Origin of the sequence: Acinetobacter sp. YH12100 (assembly GCF_013419135.1) — a bacterium.
Taxonomy (GTDB): Bacteria; Pseudomonadota; Gammaproteobacteria; order Pseudomonadales; family Moraxellaceae; genus Acinetobacter; species Acinetobacter pseudolwoffii.
The window spans coordinates 1-20,027 of record NZ_VPAQ01000007.1; the positions used below are offsets into that span (position 1 = coordinate 1).

Consider the following 20,027-nt stretch of genomic DNA (forward strand, 5'->3'; position numbering starts at 1 on the left):
GTCCTCTAAAGAGCCGTTGAAGACTACGACGTTGATAGGTTGGATGTGGAAGCATAGTGATATGTGAAGCTGACCAATACTAATTGCTCGTGAGGCTTGACTATACAACACCCAAACAGTTGTTGTATTAAGCATCAATTGATTCGATATTCATCAAAACGACTTGATTCAGTATCTTGTTAGTAAGACAATATTCAACTCAGATATACCTGTTAATGTATTCTATTTGGTACGAAGTACGGCACATACTGCAAAGCAGTTAAATAAGACCCGAACAAGTCCATAAACAGTTGTGCTGGCGACAATAGCAAGAGTGAACCACCTGATCCCTTCCCGAACTCAGAAGTGAAACCTCTTTGCGCTGATGGTAGTGTGGGGTTACCCATGTGAGAGTAAGTCATCGCCAGCTCATTATTCGAAACACCCCCTGCATCAGCAGGGGGTGTTTTTTTGTGTGCGGGATTTTTAAGAACTTTTAATAAGCAATATTGAAACTACTAGAGCTTCTCAAACTTATTGAAGTGCTTAAATATATTTATATTTCAAAGCTGATCAAAACTTTCTTAGGAGGGTTGTTCTTATAGGAGTGATAGGAGATCTTGAATCTTGGGTTTGCTCTAAAATAATTGATAGGCCGATCTTATAAATCTTGGCAAATAAAAAAACCAGCAAAATGCTGGTTTTTGATTGCAGTTCATTTTAACCAAATACGCGCATTACGGCTGCGATTAATACCCAAAGAATTGCAATGGCGATGATGGGTTCAACAATCTTTGCCCATGTTGGGGTTTCTACAAGAACGACGTCTTCAACATCTTGATGCTGATGATTCTGGCTTACCATTTGATTAAACTCCTTCATTGATGCCTCCAATGATAGCTCTTCTTGTACAATTGGTTTAGAGCCTTTGAGTTCTGTTAGGTTGTTTGTTGTCCAAACCCAATCATCTGCTTGACCGGATAAATGTTCAATCTGGCCGGTGAGCAGTTCTTGAATGCTGTTAAGATTATGATTGCCGGTATCATGTAACTGTTTTAATTCAGTGAGCTGTAAATGGAAAATTTCCGAGGTGCTTTGTTCTAGTTGAGTTCGATCCAGAGCTGACTGGTTTTCCGAATGGGTGGCCAGATGACGCACGACTTCCAGTATATATAATTCATCAGGATGATTAATTTCGTTATAAATTTTTTGTGGATTGTTGCGCCACTCGGTAATCAGTTTGCCTAAAGTTAAGGCATTAATTTCAGTTATATATTTTCGTCTTTCTTCTTTCGTATGGTCTTTTAGAAGCTCAGGCTTTTGAGTTTCTATCTGTTCAACAAAATATTGTACTAAATCAAAAGCCATTCACTTGCTCCATTATTTTTTAATCTAATAACCTTAAAGTTGGTTTTTTCTTTGGCTGTTCAGGTTTTTCTTCAGTGCTTGATTTTAAAGCATCTTCATCGGTTTGTGTATGTTCATATTCACTTGGATCAAAGAATAAACCTTGGCCGTTTTCACGTGCGTAAATACCGAGTACGGCTGCCATAGGGACATAGATATCACGAGAGACACCACCAAAGCGAGCAGAGAAGCTAATTGCATCATTGCTCATATGTAGCGCATGTACTGCATGAGGCACAATATTCAGCACAATCTGCCCATCTTTAATAAACTGCTCAGGAACCATGGTATTTGGACGTGTCGCATCGACCAGCAAGTAGGGCGTCATATTGTTATCACAAACCCACTCATAGATTGCGCGTGCCATATAGGGACGAGTAGGGCTAAGGTTGAATTCTTGTTCGGACATGATGTTTCTCTACAGGTTCTTGATTTGTGCTGAATAACGGTTTTTTTCCTGCAATGTCATAGATTTTACAAAGGCAGGACGACTGAAAATTCGCTGGCAATATAAATAAAATGGACGGCATTGCTGCTGCGGTAATTCTATGCCCATCTGTTTCAGGCGGATAAAAATTGGCGCCAACATGCAATCCAGAATACTGAATTGTTCAGACATAAAATAGGGAAAATGCTGGAATAGTGGCATCAATGAGGTCAGGATATCTTGTAACTGCTTCTGTGCCTGGTTTTTGGCTTTTTTATCTAGGGTGTCTGGATGACGTAACATGATATCGGCCAGTTGTAGCCAGTCATTTTCAAAGCGCCAGATGTATTGACGTTGCTCCGCGCGCGGCATCGGCGCATCGGCATACAGTTTATTCTGACGATAGCGATCATCTACATATTCAGAAATAATTGAAGTATTGAATAATTTGAGTTCATTTTCGATCAGCATCGGCAACTGATTATAAGGATTGAGACTGGCCAGATCCTCGTCATCTGTATCTACCAGAATCAGGTTGTATTTAATTTGCTTCTCGGCAAGCACATAGCGAATCCAATGGGAACGGAAGTCATCGGCATGACTATATAAGGTAATTCCTTGAAGAGGCGCGCTTTCGACTGACATAAATCCTGATGAAGTTCTAATGAATAGACTAGGATACTAAAATTCAACCTAAAAAGCACCAAGCATCAAAGATCAATCGGCTTGAGCCAAGGTAGATTATAAGAAAAATATCTGGAGAAAAACAGCATGCTTATTAAACTGCTCATCATCCTGCTATTTATTGTTATTGGCGTAGCAAATTATTATCTGAGTAAATCATTTTGGTGCCATGACGGAGTCTGGGGTAAAGATATACATGAACAATAACCGCAGAAATATCCTTCAATATTGAAAATGAATACTTATAAAAAAAGCCTTGGAATAATCCAAGGCTTTTTTGTCCGGTTCGGTAAACGAATTAACGTTTAGAGAACTGAGGACGTTTACGAGCTTTACGTAAACCAAGTTTCTTACGTTCAACTTCACGAGCATCACGAGTAACGAAACCAGCTTGACGAAGAGCAGGTTTTAAAGTCTCGTCAGAAGCGATCAATGCACGAGTAATACCGTGACGGATTGCGCCTGCTTGACCACCGATACCACCACCAGCAACAGTGATGTAAAGGTCATATTTCTCAGTTGCTTCAAGCAGCTCAAGAGGTTGGTTAACCACCATACGAGCAGTTTCACGACCGAAATACTGTTCAAGAGTACGGTTGTTAATTACGAGTTTACCAGTACCAGCTGATAGGAAAACACGTGCAGTTGCGGTCTTACGGCGACCTGTACCATAATTAGTAGCCATGTGCTGTTATCCCTTAGATGTCCAAAACTTGTGGCTGTTGAGCAGCGTGTGGATGCTCAGTACCTGCATACACTTTCATTTTCTTGATCATTGCATAACCAAGAGGACCTTTAGGTAACATACCTTTAACAGCTTTTTCTAGAACTGCTTCTGGTTTGTGAGCGATTAACTTTTCAAAGTTAGTCTCACGGATACCACCAGGGAAACCAGTGTGGCGATAGTATTTCTTATCTTGTGACTTTTTACCAGTCACAGTGATTTCTTCAGCATTGATTACAACGATATAATCGCCAGTGTCAACGTGAGGAGTATAAGAAGTCTTGTGCTTACCGCGTAAACGACGAGCGATTTCAGTCGCAAGGCGACCTAAAGTTTTGCCAGAAGCATCAACAACGTACCAGTCGTGTTGAACCTCAGCTGGCTTAGCGCTGAGAGTTTTCATTAAACCACTACCTATTATAGTTGGTTTGGACTATGGAATCTGTCCAAACTAAAGGAGACGCGATTCTAAACGAATACGTGAAGAATCACAAATGAAAATTGAAATTTCAAGTGCTGTATTTTATCTAATCTCCTGAAATAAGGAAAGGCATAAACCTGAATATCTCGCAAAAACGATGACTATATTTGTAACCATCCTTTCAATCGTATCAAAATATTGATTTATAAGGACGCTTTGCAATGATCGCTGCAGCCTGGATATGATCGGGTTATAATATTTCTCAGCTTTGCCAAATTGAGAAGATGATGCTGCCTTTATATGTCACCAGCGGAGAACCTGCCGGAATTGGTCCTGATATTTGCCTGAGTCTGGCAGAACGTGTGGATGAACGTCCGATTATAGTATTGGCCGATCTGAATATGCTGAAAGCCCGTGCAGATCAATTGAAATTGTCTGTGGCGTTGATTGAATATACCGGACAGGACGCATCTTCAAAAAAAGGTCAGCTGTATGTTGAACATGTGCCACTCAATCGGCCTGTGGTATTAGGTGAATTGAACCCGAACAATGCCGCTTATGTATTAGAACAACTGCGACGATCTGCGGACTATGCCATGTCAGCTAAAAGTGTCGGCGTGGCAACTGCACCGGTGCAAAAGTCTGTGATGAATGAAGCTGGCATCCATTTCAGCGGTCATACCGAATATTATCAAGAATTTGCAGGCGTTGAGCGGGTGGTGATGATGCTGGCGACCAAGACTTTACGTGTGGCTTTAGCAACGACGCATCTTCCTTTACGTGCCGTTGCCGATGCGATTAGCAAAGAGCGTTTGCATCAAGTCATCGATATTCTGATTCACGATCTGAAATCCAAATTTAAGATTGAACATCCACATATTTTGGTCTGCGGTCTCAATCCGCATGCAGGCGAGGGTGGCTATTTGGGTATGGAAGAAATTGAAGTGATTAATCCGGTACTTGAAAGCTACCGTGCTCAAGGCATCAATATGAGTTTAAGCTTGCCCGCAGATACTTTATTTACCCCGGAAAACTTAAAAGATGCCGATGCGGTTCTGGCGATGTATCACGATCAGGGCTTACCTGTGTTAAAATCACAGGGCTTTGGTGAAGCCATTAATATTACCCTCGGCTTACCCTTTATTCGTACATCTGTAGATCATGGCACAGCACTCTCCCTCGCGGGTACGGGACTTGCGAAAAGTTCCAGCCTGCACGTTGCTGTCGATTTAGCCCTCGATCTGGCGCGCCACTGATTATTGTTCATCACTCACGTTGGAAATGTTTTTATGTATCAAATTAATGCCTTAAACCCAAAAGAAGAAGGGCATCAGGCTCGAAAACGATTTGGTCAAAACTTCTTACATGACCAACGTGTCATTGCCAAAATTGTACGCTCAGTCAATCCACGTCCAGGTCAGAACATTCTGGAAATTGGGCCGGGTCTGGCTGCATTGACCTCACCTTTGATTGGTGAATGTGATGCATTGACTGTGGTCGAACTTGACCGTGATTTGGCTGCGGGCCTGCCGGGTCGTGTACCACATCCAGAACGTTTAACCATTATTGAAGCCGATGCACTGCGCTTTGATTATTCAACATTATTTGAAGAAGGCCGTCCGCTGCGCGTGGTTGGTAACTTGCCCTATAATATTTCTACTCCCCTGCTTTTTCATCTTTTGGAATTTGGTGGCAAAGTGCAGGACATGCACTTCATGCTGCAAAAAGAAGTGGTTGATCGGATTACCGCATTACCAAATACTAAGGAATATGGCCGTTTGTCAGTCATGATCCAGTATTTCTGCAAACCGACTTTCCTGTTTGAAGTACCACCGGGATCTTTCAATCCGCCACCAAAAGTAACCTCGGCGGTATTTCGTTTAGAGCCTTATGCAGACAAGCCGATTGTGGCCAAAAATGAAAAAGCGCTGGCACGTCTGGTATCTCATGTCTTTACCCAGCGTCGTAAAACCTTGCGCAATAGCTTAAAAGGCATGCTGGTTGAAGATGGTTTTGAAAAAGCGGGTGTTGACCCGATGGCACGTCCAGAAACTCTGACCCTTGAACAGTTTGTTGCACTTTCAGATCAAATGGTGGCTTAAATAACGATGAACCGCACTGTTCGATATAATTATGTAATTGGCGATGTGCAAGGCTGTTTTGAGGCCTTGAAAGCTCTGCTCAAAGAAATCCGCTTCGATGCAGATCAGGACTTTATCTGGTTTGCTGGAGACTTGGTGGCACGAGGTGAAAACTCAATTGCTGCACTGCGGTTTATCAAGAAGCTGGCCGAACAGGGATCGGCTGCAACAGTCTTGGGTAATCATGATTTGACTTTATTGGCCTATGCCCGCGGCATCAAGCCGATTAAAGAAAAAGACAATGTTCGTGATGTGATTGATGCCATCGACAGCGATGACCTGATTGACTGGCTGCGTAAACAGCCGCTGTGTCTATTTCCAAATGAGCAGACTATTCTGACCCATGCAGGGATTCCGAATATCTGGAATGCAGAAAAAACTGCTCAATTGGCACAAGAAGTTGAAGCCATCATTTCTAATGATGACTTCGATGTGCTGGATGATTTTTTGAAAGAGATGTTTGGGAAAGAACCCGCACTGTGGTCAGACCAGCTAAAGGGCCATGAGCGTATTCGCTGTATCGTGAATTATTTGACCCGGATGCGTCTCACTGATGCAGAGGGGCGTCTGGAATACAGCTTTAAAGATGCGCTAGATGATCCAATGCCGGAAGGCTTTAAACCCTGGTTTGAATTTGAGTCATTAGCAGCGCAAAGCCATCAGATTCTGTTTGGTCACTGGGCTGCCTTAAATGGTAAAACTATTTCGGACCGAATTCAAAATGTCGATGGTGGCTGTGTCTGGGGCAATCAACTCATGGCATTCCGTCTGGAAGATCAGCAGATGTTCGCGGTTGATAATCCGGTGATCTAAGTAAATCCAATAAAAAAAGCCACGTGATCACGTGGCTTTTTTAAACTATCTATTAGTCTGCACGTATCCAGGTCTGGTTACGACCAAGTACTGAAACACCTACACTGGCGCGCAGGGTTAAACGTTTGCCAGTGTTGTTTAAACGCATTTTTGCGTCATAAATTTTACCTGCCAAGGGATCAATCACTTTACCTTTTTCATAGTTATTGGTGCCTTTAACATGTTTTAAGCCCTTGATAATTGTCATACCTAAAATGGGCTGATTGGTATAGGGAGCAGGGCAGGCATTACATTTTTCACGTGGTGTATAGCCCGGACGAGGGGTAACTTTCACAATTTTAGCAGAGTAAGTGTCGTTAGGCTCTTGGCTAATTACGATAATCGCTTTGGCAGCTCCCGTTTTATCATCAATTTGTTGCCAAGTTCCAGTAATATCTTCCGCCCAAAGGGTCATGCTAAACCCTGTGGTCAATGCGGCAAGTAATATTTTTTTTAACATAGAGAGTCATTCCAGAGAGTTTTTTGTCATCGCGCCCTCATGTTAGGAATTATGATTAAATAGTCAATAATTATCTGAATACTATAGAGTTAATGTACTAAAAAAAGCTGCCAAGTTGGCAGCTTTTATTAATATTGAGAATTGGATACTAATCCTGACGAATCCAGGTCTGGCTGCGGCCTAAAGCAGAAACGCCGACATAACCACGCAAGGTTAAACGTTTACCATTGGCATTTAGACGTACTCTGGCATCGTAAATTTTACCTGCCAGCGGGTCGATCACACGGCCTTTTTCATAGTTATTGGTGCCTTCCGCATGTTTTAAGCCAGTCAGTACATCCATGCCCAGAATAGGTTGATTGGTATAAGGCGCGGGACATTTATTACAGGTTTTTTGTGGAGTATAGCCCGGACGTGGCGTAACTTTGATAATTTTTCCGGCAAACGTACCGTTATCATTTTGGCGAATTTCAATCACTGCTTTTGGTGAACCGGTTTTGTCATCAATTTGTTGCCAGGTGCCTGTTAAGTCCTGTGCATACGCAGTGCCAGTCATCATGGCAGCGATGAATATTAATCCTAATTTAGATTGTTTCATTATATTTATCCCTTTTTTTATAGATGAAATAAAATATCTCCAACACAAATGTGCTGCTTTATTAATCCTGGCGAATCCAGGTTTGTGTACGGCCGATGGCAGATATCCCAATGTATCCACGTAGAGTCAGTCGTTTCCCATTGGCAGAAATCCGCCCTTTTAAATCATAAATTTTGCCAGTTAAAGGGTCGAGTATTTGACCATGTCCATAGTTATTCTTGCTGGTTGGTTTCAGCCCTTTAATGATCTCTAGTCCTAAAATCGGTTTGTCTGTATATGGGGGTGGGCACTTTATACATTTTTCCCGTGGCGTATAGCCTGGTCGCGGTGTAACTTTGTGAATGTTCCCAGTATAAGAACCATCTGCCTGAGTTTTCATTTCAATCAGTGCTTTAGGTGAGCCGGTTTTATCGTCAATCTGTTGCCAGAAACCCGATAACTCCTGCGCAAATGCCATGGAGCAGGTGACTATAGAGGCTGTAAATACACCTAAAATTGCAATTTTCTGCATACGATATCCTTATGACAACGCATCAAATTCCATTTGATACATATTATGTAAATTCTACTTATTATACTTTCATAATCCATGAGAAAAGCATATGTTCAATATTCATACAACTTAATGTATGAAAATGCAAGCTTCTCTCTGCTAAATTTTAAACTCATCACATTTTATTCAATAGAGTATGAATTAATCCTGTTTAATCCAGGTCTGGCTGCGACCCAGGGCCGAAACGCCTACATAGCCGCGTAAAGTCAGACGTTTACCATTACTGCTTAATTTTGCCTTGGTGCTATACACATTCCCGGATAATGGATCGAGTAGTTTGCCTTGAGCAAAGTTATTATTGCCGGTGTGCTTCAGGCCTGTCAGTACATCCAGTCCAAGAATCGGTTTATTGGTATAAGGTGCAGGACAAGAGACACAATTTTCTTTTGGGGTATAGCCCGGGCGCGGCGTGATTTTGGTAATTTTGGCCGTATAAGTGCCTGTAGCTGTTTCGCGAATTTCCAGGAATGCTTTAGGTGAACCGGTTTTATCATCGATATTGCGCCATGTCCCTGACAGATCCGAAGCTAAGGCCAGATGGCTGAAAGAGGTTAAAAGTAAAGCCGAGAATAATTGAACCTTTTTCATATTTCTGTTCCTTGAATAAAATTGTTTTATGTTTGTATATTAGGAACGATTAAAGCACAAAACAAACAATTAAAATGATTCACTAGTCACATTTTTTGCAAATAAAGTATAAAAGTAGGCAGCCAGATGGCAGTAAACACCGCATTGACTGCCATACCGAAAGCGGCATAACGTCCCGCAACACTGCCACGCTGCCAGGCCTGAGCTGTACCAATCGCATGTGCTGCCAATCCTAAGGCCAGTCCGGAAGCACGTTCATCATTGATATGCCGCAGGATAAACGGTGAAAATGCTGCGCCAATCACTCCGGAAAGAATCACAATCAGAATCACCATACTGATTGGAGCATCCAGCAAGGTGGCGATATTAATCGCAATGGGTGTCGTCACCGCCCGAGTCGCGAAAGCCATAATATCTGCGGAAGACATATGCAGCAGATATGCCAGTCCCATCGGCAGGGCGACAGCACTGATACTGGCAAAAACCAAGATACCGATAATCGCTTTTAGTGGTAAGTCATCATAGCGCATTGCAGCCAGTGGAATGGCCAGGGCGACGGTCACATAGCCAAGTAAATGATTGAAGAGCGGATTCACTTGATCCATGTAATTTTGATAAGGAATCCCGAGCACAAATAAAATTGCAAGCACAAAGAACATGCTAAATACGATGACAGGAATTTGCGGGATGATCCGGTTACAGGGTTTGGCAATCAGATAGGCCATCAGCGTGACCGCAAAGCCATATAAAATAGATAACATGCGGTACTCCTATAACCAGCGCTTGGCCATTTTGGCGTAAATCCATAAAGGAATCAGGGTGCTGAAAAACATGATGAACAAAAATGCCGGAATTTTCTGGCCCATATGGACCAGCATCATTAGTGCACCTGCACTGACAGGCAGGAAAGCAAAGGCGCTTTCCTTCATCAGCTTGTTATTGGTGTCTACGAGACGAGCGGGAAGTTTACCGAAATAGCGCCAGGTAAAAAGGGCAATCAATAAGCTGAGCAATCCTACCAGATTGCCCAATTCAGGATGATCCAGTTGGGTCATGAGCCAGACGGATGCTTCCCGAAAGACAATAATAAGTAACAGGGTGCCGATCCATGCTGGCCAGTCTATTCGTTTTATCCAGTTCATTCGTATGATCAATTATTAAGTTTACTTATCAAGTTTTACTCGATCTTTGACCGGATTTCAAACGCTTCCAGTGGACGTTGAAACTGCTGCGCCTGTTTTCCCAAAATTTCATCTAAAGGTAAATGCGCCTGTTTAATCAGCTGCTCCAGTTTTTGTGCTGCAATCCGAATATGTAAATGCAGCTGACCTTCATCATCATAATGTTCTGACTGGATTACATTTAAACCATAAAGCTGGTTGCGCAGCTTGCCGTAGGCGGGTTTCAGAATCAGGTCAAAGGATTGCAATTGTCCCATCAGGGCTTCATGTACCGCTTTACGCAGCAGGTCGATCCCTTCGCCACTATGTGCTGAAACATAGACACGTTCTGGCTCACCCGGGCGTCGATAAATAATTTTGGCCTCATCGCCGCTACAGTCAATTTTATTGTAAACCTGCAGGATCGGAACATCGGCACCAATTTCTTTCAGGACTTTTTCAACCGCTTCAATCTGCTCCAGCATTTCTGGACTACTTGAATCGATGACATGCAGCAACAGGGTAGCTTCTACGGTTTCTTCCAGGGTCGCCTTAAAGGATTCAACCAGCGAGTGGGAAAGATTGCGAACAAAACCCACCGTATCTGCCAATACCAGATTGCCGATGCCATCCCATTCCAGACGTCTTAAAGTCGGGTCCAAGGTGGCAAAAAGCTGATCGGCTGCATAGACATCACTCTTGGCCAGCAGGTTAAACAGGGTCGATTTGCCGGCATTGGTATAACCGACCAAAGACACAGTGGGGACAGCTGCTTTTTGACGGGCAATACGACCTTGCATTCGGGTCTGGCGGACTTTATCAATTTTGGCTTTCAGTTGTCCCATGCGAATACGCAGTAAACGACGGTCAGTTTCAAGCAGGGTTTCACCCGGGCCACGCAAGCCAATGCCGCCTTTTTGGCTGTCGAGATTGCCACGGCTGCGAATTAAGCGGGATGATAAATGTTGCAGTTGTGCCAGTTCGACTTGCAGCTTGCCTTCATAGGTACGGGCACGCTGGGCGAAAATATCTAAAATCAGTTCGGTACGATCGACCACACGGCACTTGATGACCTGTTCCAGATTGCGGGCCTGGGCCGGTGTCAGGGCATGATCAACAATGACCAGATTGGCGTCCAGTTCTTCTACGCATTCGGCGATTTCTTCTGCTTTGCCTGACCCGATAAAAAATTTGGCATCCGGTTTGACGCGTTGAGCATGAATATGTTCCAGAATTTCGGCATCTGCAGATTGCGCCAGCAGATTAAACTCTTCAGCATCAAGGTCATCCAGCATTTGTACGCTGACACTCACCAGAATGACGCGTTCTTTCCCCCGATGTTGTTCTAAATATTCCACTCAGGCCAATCTCCACTTGAAAGCTTTAGTGTAGTTGAAAAAGAGCGAGGCAGATACTGAATTAGCGCGGCTTTGGTTTAAAGTGCGGTGACAAACAGTTGTGCAAGTGTTACCAGTACAGCGGCATAGATACAGGTACCACCCAAAATATATTTGAGCACTTGTAAAGGCTGAAGCTTTTCATTCGCAGGCTGGGTTTGATCTGGCATGGCAGCGATCCTTTTTAATCTAATATTCCGATGTTTTTATTTTAAATGATTTATTAATCCAATTAAAATTGAAGATATAGATCTTATTGGTCGGTTTTTATTATCAATGCATGTTGCGAATGAACAGTATAGAATGAGTTTAATTCGTGGATATTCCCTGTATCTAGCTTAGGATTTAGTGACGTTTTTATGAACCCAACTGTACAAGATCAAACATCTCACCGACATGGCTTGGCAAAATTCTGGCTTTATATGCGAAAAGTAACAGCTTCACTGGCTGTTATCAGTGAAGGGTTCTATTTGGTTTTCCGTCACGGTTTATACAAAAATCCGAACAATCCAACCAATACCCGTTATGTGCAACATTTTTGTCGACAGTTGTGCAAAGTATTCAATATAGAAGTCCAGGTGCACGGTGAAATTCCGCGCGAACCCGCTTTATGGGTGAGTAACCATGTGTCCTGGCTCGATATTGCAGTTTTAGGTTCAGGGGCACGCGTATTTTTTCTGGCCAAAGCAGAAATTGAAAACTGGCCAATTCTGGGTAAATTGGCCAAAGGTGGCGGCACTTTATTTATCAAACGTGGTTCTGGTGATTCGGTGCGTATCCGCGAACAGATTACCGGATTTTTAAAACAGAATATTCCCGTATTATTTTTTCCTGAAGCCACCACTTCAGATGGGCGAGCCATTAAAAAAGTACACGGCCGGATTTTGGGCGCTGCGATTGAGGCACAGCGTCCTGTGCAAATTTGCCTGATTTGTTATGTGAATCAGCAGGGTGAACTCGATGTGGTTGCGCCGTTTATCAATGACATCAGTTTTGCAGCACATGTCAAAAAAGTACTGGAAATGCCACAAGTGATTGCACATTTAGTGGCTTTACCTGCAATCGCGACTGAGGGGCACACTGTTGAAAGCCTGACCCGTGTGGTACAGCAAACCATGCAGGCTGGCTTGGTGGAGTTGCAATCGCGTGTACTAGAAAAGACTTAATAAAAAACAACTGGATGAGAAATTTAGGCATTTGATATCTATTCTTGGGAATAGACGTGTATAGCCTCATCTTTGCTTTAAACATTTAAATGGCTTTGTGTTGGCAAAACTCTACTTTTGACAGACCCAAAGTAGGCAAAAGTCTTTATTATCCATACACGACGTCCTGTCGTGATAGATAATATGTGACATCCTTGCCACACTCATATCTCTGAAACTTGGGCAAATCCATGAGAAGAAGGCAGCGTTAAAGAAGAGGCTATTTTAAATAGTTCAACTCAAGCTGTTTGTCACTTACATAAACCCTTCGATCGGCAACCAGGACACCAGTTTGAGCCCAGCTTTTTGGTACCATCTTATTCCGGGTTCTTTGGTGAAGGTTTTAACCTCTCCATTGGCTTTCTTGATTTTCCAGTTAATATTCTGGTTGGCATCCAGCACCAGTTTATAGGCATATTTACTTAAGTTCTGATCCATGGTTTGGTGCACTGCCTGTGCTAAAGAGGGACTATTCAGTAAGACACCAATTTCAGTGTTGAGATAGGCAGAACGTGGATCAAAGTTAAAAGAACCAATAAACACCTGTTTTTGATCGATTGCCATCAGCTTGGCATGCAGGCTGGAGCGGCTCAGACCTTTCAGGCTGACTTTGGCTTTTTTGGAAATTTCCGCTGTATTGGCATTGAGATGATCGGCATCTGGCGCTGCAAGGAACTCATATAGCTGCACATCATTTTCCAATAAATCCTGACGATATTTGGCATAAAAGGCATGTACAACGGCAACATCATTGGCTTTAAACGAATTGGTCAAGACACGGACCTCGATATTTTCATCCGCCAGTTTCTTTAAACGATCTGCGCCAATTTTTTCCGGAACAAAATAGGCAGAGACAATATCAACACTTTGTTCAGGTTTTTCCAGATGTTGTAATAACTGGAAGTTGAGATGTTCTTCGGCTTTGGCCTTGGCCTTGATTTTGCTTGGAGGATCTTTGACCACTTCGGCTTCGACCCAATCCAGTTGAATGTTTTGTTCCAGCCATTGGTCAAATGCTCTGGAACGATTGGCCAGATCCAGATAATTCTGTGTGGCCTGATCCTGACTGTGCTTTTCCAGTTGTTGCTTCAGGCTTGGAAAGCGTAAGCCATGATGGCGCGGATTGACAATCTGTTGCACCGGATAGGCATAATCATCATTCCAGTATTCATCGAAGGAATGAATGATTTCATCCGATGCTGCACCGACCAGCATCACATCGACATCGGAAAACTGATAAATTTCACTGACATTATAATACTGGTTACTCATATTGCGTCCACCAATCAGGGCAATCTGGTTGTCGGCAATAAAACTTTTATTATGCATGCGGCGATTAATACGCTTTAAATCCAGCACCATGTCCATGGCACGATATTTTCGAAAACGGTAGGGATTATACAGTTTGACATCGATATTCTGATGCTGGTTTAAGGCCAGATAAATGCCTTCCATTTTCTTGGCATTATTGTCATCCATTAACAGACGCACTTTTACGCCACGATCTGCCGCCTGAATAATCGCATGCAGGGCAAGGGTGCCAATCCGGTCGTTGTCCCAAATATAATACTGTAGATCCAGACTACGCTCGGCCTTCTTAATCAGCTGGATACGCGCACCCAGTGCTTCGAGTGGGTCATAGAGCACACGATAACCGGTCAGGCCGATGTTCTGTTCACGTAAAGGTTCAACAATTTGCGCCAAACTGGTTTGTGAGGTATCTGTTTCAAATGCCATCTGGCTAGGCTGCTCAGTTTGCTTGGGCAAAGTACTGCATGCAGGAAGACCCAAGATCATGCTACAGCTCAGTAAAATTCCAGCTTTATAGCGGTAAATTGATGAAAAGCAGGAAAATTTTGAATGAGCTTGAACGTGGGGAGCAGTGGCCATATAAGTCGAAGAATGAAAAATTAGAATTGAGTATAATTGCCAGCTATGAAAAGATAAATATAAAGCCAGTAATCAGCTTCTCGACTCGACAAGGCAAATCTATGTGGGATACCAGTTCCGTACTTTTTTATTTTTATTTAGGCATGGCCATTCTGGCCATCTGGGCTGTGTACCAGGCATGGTCGAGTCAATCTCGTACCGAGACCATTCATCCATTTAAAGCATTTTGTCATTTGTTGGCTTTTTACCTGTCCTATTTACTGGTTCCACTGGTGTTCTTCAGTATTTATGCCGGATGGAGCGGTTATTATTCCTTGCATGAAGCTGTTTTTGTATTTTTGATCAGCGCCGTCTTGAGTTATGCACGCTTTATCGAGCCGCATTTAATTCAAGTGAAAACGACACAATATCAGATCAATGCGGATAAACGCTTAAAGCAACCCGTCCGGATTGCCCTGATTGCAGATTTACATATCGGTCTGTTTTCTGGTCATGAACGGCAGTTGCGACAAATTGTGCATAAGTTAAATCATGTTCAACCCGATTTGGTGGTGGTGGCCGGAGACTGGACTTATGAGCCGGAAAATAAACTGGCACAAGAACTGGCAGTTTTAAAAGAAATTCATGCCCCAGTCTATTCCGTCAATGGCAATCATGACGAGCAATATCCGGGACCACCGATTCAGGAACTGTTGCATTATGCACTGCAAGTCAATCAGGTCATGGATATTGAAGGGAAAATTGTCGAATTTGATGAATTTCGGCTCTTGGGTGTGGGCGATCTCTGGGCGGGTAAAGCCGATATGCGCAGTCTGCCAGATTTACCTCAGGACAAGCCTTGGGTCATTTTGTCGCATAATCCCGATACGGTGGATATGATTCCCAAATTGCCGACACGTCCTCTCATGCTGGCTGGACATACCCACGGCGGACAGGTGGAATTGCCTTGGCTGACCGATTATGTCATGAAAAAAGTGTCAATTTTGGGGCATAAGAAGGGCATGTACCGTCATGAACATGCAGATGTGTTTGTCACGGTCGGCACCGGTTTGGTCGGCGTACCTTTTCGTTTTCGAGTGCCGCCCACTATCGATATTATTGAACTGATCTAAATGGAGATATTGTCCTGTTCAGCTTTAACTAATGATCCAGATCAGGATCAATAACAGCACTGCAATGGCTGCCAGAATCCAGATTTTATTTTCAATTTTTCGGGTTGGGACTTCTTCGCGTAATTGTCGTGCGGTAATTTCAGCTTCTGTGGGGGTATTCAGGCTCGGATGGGTCGGAATTTCAAGGGGAGGCGTTACCAGGTCAATCTCACCCGCATCATCACTAAAGCGCGGTCCTGTGCTTTCAGTTTTCATGACCACATCGTGCTCACGGACAATCTCTTCAATCACTTGCAGCGCCTGGATTTCATTCAAAGTCGTATGCTCGGTGATATAGCGAACGGCCTCTATTTTTTTATCATCTTCCAGCAAAATGATAATATTGACCAACTGTTTCTGGGTTAGGGATTCAATAAGCTCCTGCATTGCCTTGTCTCATTGTCTGGTTGAGTCCATTTGATTGTTGAGCAAATTTAACGAGATAAGTAGCAGAGTTTTGTTGTGAAATCATAAAAAAGCCAGCATCGAATGCTGGCTTTTAAATCAAACTAAGACTTTAAATTTGATTATTTACATCATCATTCTTGGTTTCACGAATCAACAGAAATGCAATCAGTGACAGGATTGATGCTGCGGTCAGGTAATAACCGACTGCAGACAGACCATAAGTCGTTGCCAGTTTGGTGGCAATCAGCGGAGCAAAGGATGCACCAAAGATGCCTGCCAGGTTAAAGGTCAATGCAGAACCGGTATAACGTACTGAAGTCGGGAAGATTTCAGACAATACAGTGCCGATTGGCCCATAGGTTAAACCCATGATCGCCAGACCAATACACAAGAACAGGAATACCACCAGCGTGCTGCCAGATTCCAGCATATCTGCAAAGAAAATCCCGAAGATGGCAGAGATAACACAGACTGCAATCGAGGTGGTTTTACGGCCAAACTTCTCGGCCAATACTGCAGAAAGTGGAATAAAGGCAGCAAAACATAGGGTTGCAACCAACTGCAATTGCAGGAATTCTTCACGAGAATAACCTAGCTGTTTAGTACCCCATTGCAATGCAAATACTGTGGTGAGGTAGAACACCACGAAGGTACAAATTGCAGCAATGGTGCCGAGTACCAGCATGCGAGAATGTTTTTTGAAGACTTGAACAAATGGAATGTTCACTTCTTTTTGTTTATCTAGCACCTTTTGGAATGCCGGGGTTTCATGCAGTTTTAAACGAATCCATAAACCGACAATCACCAGCAAGGCACTTGAGATAAATGGAATACGCCAGCCCCAAGCCATAAAGTCAGCCTCAGACATGAAAGCGCCCAACGTCAGGAAAGAACCTGTTGCCAGAATAAAGCCGATTGGAGCACCCAGTTGCGGGAACATGCCATACCAGGCACGTTTACCTTCAGGTGCATTCTCGGTGGCAAGAAGTACGGCACCTGACCATTCACCACCCAGCCCCAAGCCCTGACCTAAACGACAGAGTGCAAGCAAGAGTGGTGCAGCAATCCCGATTTGCGCATAAGTGGGCAAGAGGCCAATCGCAACGGTGGAAATACCCATGGTCAGCAAGGCAGCGACCAATGTGGCTTTTCGCCCGATCCGGTCACCCAAATGACCAAAGAGTGCCGCACCAATCGGGCGGGCAATAAAGGCAATGGCGAAAGTGGCAAGCGACTGAATGGTGGCAGTCATCGGATCTGTACTTGCAGGGAAGAACAGATATGGAAAAATAATGACAGCAGCAGTGGCATAGATATAAAAATCGAAGAACTCGATTGTAGTACCGACCAAGCTCGCGGTTAAAACGCGAAATTTTGAATTTTGTGCTGGCTGAGCAGCAGAATTAGACGACGCCATGGAGAACCTTACACTTACTAAAAATAAAAAAGCTTAGTTTTAAAAGCGTAATCTTTTTAAAAAAGGCGTAATTTTTTAAAAAAACAACTGCAATCTTCTCGCTTTAACTCGCTCAGGGTCACTGAAATGAAAAAGAAGATGATTAAATCACGTAAAGATAGATAGACAGAAAATGTGATCCTGCGCCTATCAATACAAATATGTGCCAGATAGCGTGGGTATATCTTACTCTTTTTAAAGCGTAAAACAATGCACCTACGGTATAAGCCAATCCGCCAATGATCAGAAAGGTCAAAGATTGAGCACTGAGATATTGTTGCATATCATCCATCACCAGCAGCGCCAGCCAGCCCATGACCAGATAAGCCACTAAAGAAATTTTCTGGAAACGATGAATGAAAACGAACTTGAACAGTGTACCAATGAGGGCGATCACCCAGAGTGCAATCAATAAATACTGGGCTTTGGCTGTTGGAATGGCAATTGACAGGAAAGGCGTATAGGTTCCGGCGATTAAATAATAAATTGCAGTATGATCAACTTTTTTATAAAAATAACGACGGTCTGCTGCGGTGGCCATGTGATAGAGCATGGACGCAGAGAACAGCAAGATCATGCTCAGCGCGTAGACCCAAAGTCCAATCCATTGTCCAGTACTGAGATAAGACCCTTTAATAATCAAAAGAATACCAGCAATTACCGATAATCCAGCACCCACAGCATGACTGATATAATTAATTCGTTCCTCAGTGTGATCATAATCTGGAACCAGCGGCGCATTCTGCATGATTGTCATTCTTCTTTAAAATATACATTTGTATAGTAATTCAATTTTGCTTTTAGGTTAAGAAGATTTAAACTTGAGGGGCAATTCATTTCAGGTTTTATCTATGTCAACGTTGGCAACTCTCTCAGACCAAGAACAGCAGTTTTTAGATGTATTTCAGCAAGCTGTTGAAAGTGATCAATTTGATCGTCTGATCTTAAGCCAGTATAAAGGTGAACTACAGGATTTAGAGAAAATGACCTTGCGAGTCATTTCATTAAATGGGCAAAAAGTAATGAGCTGTCTGTATCGCCATAAAACTCAGGATGTCACCAAAAACTATCCTTTAGCGGATGCACTGGCACAGGTGACAGTATTATTAGCATGTTGCAAGCAAGCCAATTTAATGACGCTAGATGAAGAGTTACAGCTGAAAAAAAACAAGAAAAAAGCCATGTTGACCCGTACTAAAAACAAAAACTCGACGCTTCAGGCCAAGTCCGCTGAACAGGGCCATGACCGGATTAAACAACGTTATGTTGATCAGGACAGCATCTTTTTACAGCATCTTTTTACAGCATCTCGGCATTAGCGATCATAATGCGCAGATCATTCCGAGCATGGCGCGTAAATGGAAACAGATTAATAAATTTGTCGAGATTTTTTCGGGTGCATTGGCGCAGCTCAAGCCACAAGTCGAAGGTCTGCGTGTGGTGGATTTTGGCTCCGGTAAAGGCTATCTGACCTGTGCTTTATATGACTATATGCAAAAACATGGTGAGACGCCGTGGGTTACAGGGGTGGAACTGAATCCGAAAATGGTCGAGTTCTGCCAAAAGGTCGCGCAACAATCTGGCTTTGATCAGCTCGACTTTTTTCAGGGCGATGTGCGTACTTATGAACCGAAACGTCTGGATGTAATGATTGCTTTGCATGCCTGTGATGTGGCAACGGATTTTGCGATTCACAGCGGTATTCGCCTGAATGCACAGATGATCATGTGTGCGCCATGTTGCCATAAGGAATTGCGCCCACAGTTACAGGCGCCAAAAGTGCTGAGTCCGATGCTGCAATTTGGTATTCATGCCGGTCAACAGGCAGAAATGCTGACCGATACCATTCGTGCGTTATTGCTGAAAGCCTATGGTTATGAAACCAAAGTTTTTGAGTTTGTGGCACTGGAACATACCAGTAAAAATAAAATGATTCTGGCGACGAAACGCAAAGATTACCAACAACCCGATCAGGAGGTCTTGAAACAGATTCAGGACTTGAAAGAAATGTACGCTATCCAAAAACATTCACTGGAATTGTTATTGAATAATCAGTGGGATCAGCAGGGGATTGGTTCTAAATGCTAAAGGATTCAGAGCTTAAAATTGTTTCGGGTGGTTGGGAGGATTTAGCGAAGCATGCCAAAACCATTCGCGAAGCCGTGTTTATTCAAGAACAGAATATCGCTGCTGAAGAAGAATGGGATGAGCAAGATGCCATTTCCATCCATTTTGTGGTCTATGAAAAGGGGCATGCGATAGCCACTGCAAGATTGCTGGCGAATAACAGTATAGGTCGCGTTGCAGTGTTAAAGTCACATCGTGGTTTGAAGATCGGGCAGCAATTGATGCAGGCCATTATCGATTATGCCAAAGCAGATCATCGAAAAGATTTAAAACTGTCTTCGCAAGTACATGCCATCGGTTTTTATCAGGCATTGGGTTTTAAGGTTCAGGGCGAAGACTATCTGGATTGCGGCATCCCGCATATTGATATGTATTTAAAGCTTTAATTTTTTAGTTATT

Annotated in this window: 23 protein-coding genes, 2 rRNA genes and 1 pseudogene; 9 read left to right on the top strand and 17 right to left on the bottom strand. The window is 43.2% G+C overall.

The genetic code is table 11. The annotated features are described in order from the left end of the window. A 23S ribosomal RNA gene (locus FTU40_RS06290) occupies positions 1-104 on the top strand; the annotation flags it as partial. Between the two features lie 190 nt (positions 105-294). After that, positions 295-409, top strand: a 5S ribosomal RNA gene (gene rrf / locus FTU40_RS06295). A gap of 290 nt (positions 410-699) precedes the next feature. Here the strand turns inward: rrf and FTU40_RS06300 are convergent. From FTU40_RS06300 to rplM, 5 genes are all read right to left on the bottom strand, one after another. Then, a complete protein-coding gene (locus FTU40_RS06300; protein WP_005169443.1) occupies positions 700-1,347 on the bottom strand; it encodes a hypothetical protein in 648 nt (215 codons plus the stop codon). Positions 1,348-1,366: 19 nt separating this feature from the next. Next, entirely contained in the window at positions 1,367-1,795 is a 429-nt protein-coding gene (locus tag FTU40_RS06305) for a ClpXP protease specificity-enhancing factor (RefSeq protein WP_005098047.1), read from the bottom strand. 9 nt (positions 1,796-1,804) lie between these two features. Continuing rightward, on the bottom strand, positions 1,805-2,458 hold the full coding sequence (locus FTU40_RS06310) for a glutathione S-transferase N-terminal domain-containing protein (RefSeq protein ID WP_005098044.1): 654 nt from the start codon (positions 2,456-2,458) through the stop codon (positions 1,805-1,807). A gap of 337 nt (positions 2,459-2,795) precedes the next feature. Beyond that, on the bottom strand, positions 2,796-3,182 hold the full coding sequence (rpsI, locus tag FTU40_RS06315; protein WP_005007735.1) for a 30S ribosomal protein S9: 387 nt from the start codon (positions 3,180-3,182) through the stop codon (positions 2,796-2,798). Positions 3,183-3,195: 13 nt separating this feature from the next. Beyond that, entirely contained in the window at positions 3,196-3,624 is a 429-nt protein-coding gene (gene rplM / locus FTU40_RS06320; RefSeq protein WP_004281682.1) for a 50S ribosomal protein L13, read from the bottom strand. A gap of 305 nt (positions 3,625-3,929) precedes the next feature. Between rplM and pdxA the strand changes: the two genes are divergently transcribed. The 3 genes from pdxA to FTU40_RS06335 are packed head-to-tail and all read left to right on the top strand — an operon-like array spanning position 3,930 to position 6,596. After that, positions 3,930-4,898: a 4-hydroxythreonine-4-phosphate dehydrogenase PdxA gene (gene pdxA, locus FTU40_RS06325; protein ID WP_074383506.1), complete on the top strand. Its 969-nt coding sequence runs from the start codon at positions 3,930-3,932 to the stop codon at positions 4,896-4,898. 33 nt (positions 4,899-4,931) lie between these two features. Next, positions 4,932-5,744, top strand: coding sequence for a 16S rRNA (adenine(1518)-N(6)/adenine(1519)-N(6))-dimethyltransferase RsmA (gene rsmA, locus FTU40_RS06330; protein ID WP_005169455.1), 813 nt, complete (start codon positions 4,932-4,934; stop codon positions 5,742-5,744). A gap of 6 nt (positions 5,745-5,750) precedes the next feature. After that, positions 5,751-6,596, top strand: coding sequence for a symmetrical bis(5'-nucleosyl)-tetraphosphatase (locus FTU40_RS06335; protein ID WP_005169457.1), 846 nt, complete (start codon positions 5,751-5,753; stop codon positions 6,594-6,596). Positions 6,597-6,648: 52 nt separating this feature from the next. Here the strand turns inward: FTU40_RS06335 and FTU40_RS06340 are convergent, their stop codons facing one another. The 8 genes from FTU40_RS06340 to FTU40_RS15220 form a co-directional block, all read right to left on the bottom strand. Further along, positions 6,649-7,095 carry a DUF2147 domain-containing protein gene (locus FTU40_RS06340; RefSeq protein WP_005098035.1) on the bottom strand — a complete coding sequence of 149 codons (447 nt, stop codon included), beginning with the start codon at positions 7,093-7,095 and terminating at the stop codon, positions 6,649-6,651. A gap of 148 nt (positions 7,096-7,243) precedes the next feature. Beyond that, entirely contained in the window at positions 7,244-7,693 is a 450-nt protein-coding gene (locus FTU40_RS06345) for a DUF2147 domain-containing protein (RefSeq protein WP_074383505.1), read from the bottom strand. Positions 7,694-7,754: 61 nt separating this feature from the next. Beyond that, entirely contained in the window at positions 7,755-8,204 is a 450-nt protein-coding gene (locus tag FTU40_RS06350) for a DUF2147 domain-containing protein (protein ID WP_005098031.1), read from the bottom strand. 183 nt (positions 8,205-8,387) lie between these two features. Further along, entirely contained in the window at positions 8,388-8,834 is a 447-nt protein-coding gene (locus tag FTU40_RS06355) for a DUF2147 domain-containing protein (protein WP_005098029.1), read from the bottom strand. Between the two features lie 86 nt (positions 8,835-8,920). Further along, positions 8,921-9,595: an LrgB family protein gene (locus FTU40_RS06360; RefSeq protein WP_005098028.1), complete on the bottom strand. Its 675-nt coding sequence runs from the start codon at positions 9,593-9,595 to the stop codon at positions 8,921-8,923. 9 nt (positions 9,596-9,604) lie between these two features. After that, positions 9,605-9,976 carry a hypothetical protein gene (locus tag FTU40_RS06365; RefSeq protein ID WP_005098027.1) on the bottom strand — a complete coding sequence of 124 codons (372 nt, stop codon included), beginning with the start codon at positions 9,974-9,976 and terminating at the stop codon, positions 9,605-9,607. A gap of 35 nt (positions 9,977-10,011) precedes the next feature. Continuing rightward, entirely contained in the window at positions 10,012-11,352 is a 1,341-nt protein-coding gene (gene hflX, locus FTU40_RS06370) for a ribosome rescue GTPase HflX (RefSeq protein ID WP_005169463.1), read from the bottom strand. A gap of 77 nt (positions 11,353-11,429) precedes the next feature. Then, positions 11,430-11,561 (bottom strand): hypothetical protein, encoded by a 132-nt coding sequence (locus tag FTU40_RS15220; protein WP_005098021.1) that lies wholly within the window; start codon positions 11,559-11,561, stop codon positions 11,430-11,432. 189 nt (positions 11,562-11,750) lie between these two features. Between FTU40_RS15220 and FTU40_RS06375 the strand changes: the two genes are divergently transcribed. Then, positions 11,751-12,557 carry a 1-acyl-sn-glycerol-3-phosphate acyltransferase gene (locus FTU40_RS06375; RefSeq protein WP_100329182.1) on the top strand — a complete coding sequence of 269 codons (807 nt, stop codon included), beginning with the start codon at positions 11,751-11,753 and terminating at the stop codon, positions 12,555-12,557. A gap of 294 nt (positions 12,558-12,851) precedes the next feature. Here the strand turns inward: FTU40_RS06375 and FTU40_RS06380 are convergent, their stop codons facing one another. Continuing rightward, the gene (locus FTU40_RS06380) at positions 12,852-14,486 is read right to left on the bottom strand and encodes a phospholipase D family protein (protein WP_180040188.1); all 1,635 of its coding nucleotides are present in this window, start codon (positions 14,484-14,486) and stop codon (positions 12,852-12,854) included. 101 nt (positions 14,487-14,587) lie between these two features. Between FTU40_RS06380 and FTU40_RS06385 the strand changes: the two genes are divergently transcribed. Beyond that, the gene (locus FTU40_RS06385) at positions 14,588-15,598 is read left to right on the top strand and encodes a metallophosphoesterase (RefSeq protein ID WP_180040190.1); all 1,011 of its coding nucleotides are present in this window, start codon (positions 14,588-14,590) and stop codon (positions 15,596-15,598) included. A 24-nt stretch (positions 15,599-15,622) separates the two neighbouring features. On the opposite strand, the gene FTU40_RS06390 is transcribed toward FTU40_RS06385, so the two are convergent. The 3 genes from FTU40_RS06390 to FTU40_RS06400 all read right to left on the bottom strand — a co-directional run bounded on the left by FTU40_RS06390 (position 15,623) and on the right by FTU40_RS06400 (position 18,249). Next, positions 15,623-16,024, bottom strand: coding sequence for a hypothetical protein (locus tag FTU40_RS06390; RefSeq protein ID WP_180040192.1), 402 nt, complete (start codon positions 16,022-16,024; stop codon positions 15,623-15,625). A gap of 130 nt (positions 16,025-16,154) precedes the next feature. After that, on the bottom strand, positions 16,155-17,462 hold the full coding sequence (locus FTU40_RS06395; RefSeq protein WP_074383499.1) for an MFS transporter: 1,308 nt from the start codon (positions 17,460-17,462) through the stop codon (positions 16,155-16,157). Positions 17,463-17,604: 142 nt separating this feature from the next. Beyond that, positions 17,605-18,249: a hemolysin III family protein gene (locus FTU40_RS06400; RefSeq protein ID WP_005098015.1), complete on the bottom strand. Its 645-nt coding sequence runs from the start codon at positions 18,247-18,249 to the stop codon at positions 17,605-17,607. A 103-nt stretch (positions 18,250-18,352) separates the two neighbouring features. Between FTU40_RS06400 and FTU40_RS06405 the strand changes: the two are divergent. Further along, positions 18,353-19,589: pseudogene (locus FTU40_RS06405) on the top strand (SAM-dependent methyltransferase). Beyond that, on the top strand, positions 19,583-20,014 hold the full coding sequence (locus FTU40_RS06410; RefSeq protein ID WP_005098012.1) for a GNAT family N-acetyltransferase: 432 nt from the start codon (positions 19,583-19,585) through the stop codon (positions 20,012-20,014). Before FTU40_RS06405 ends, FTU40_RS06410 begins: the two are co-directional and overlap by 7 nt. The last annotated feature ends 13 nt before the right edge of the window (positions 20,015-20,027 follow it).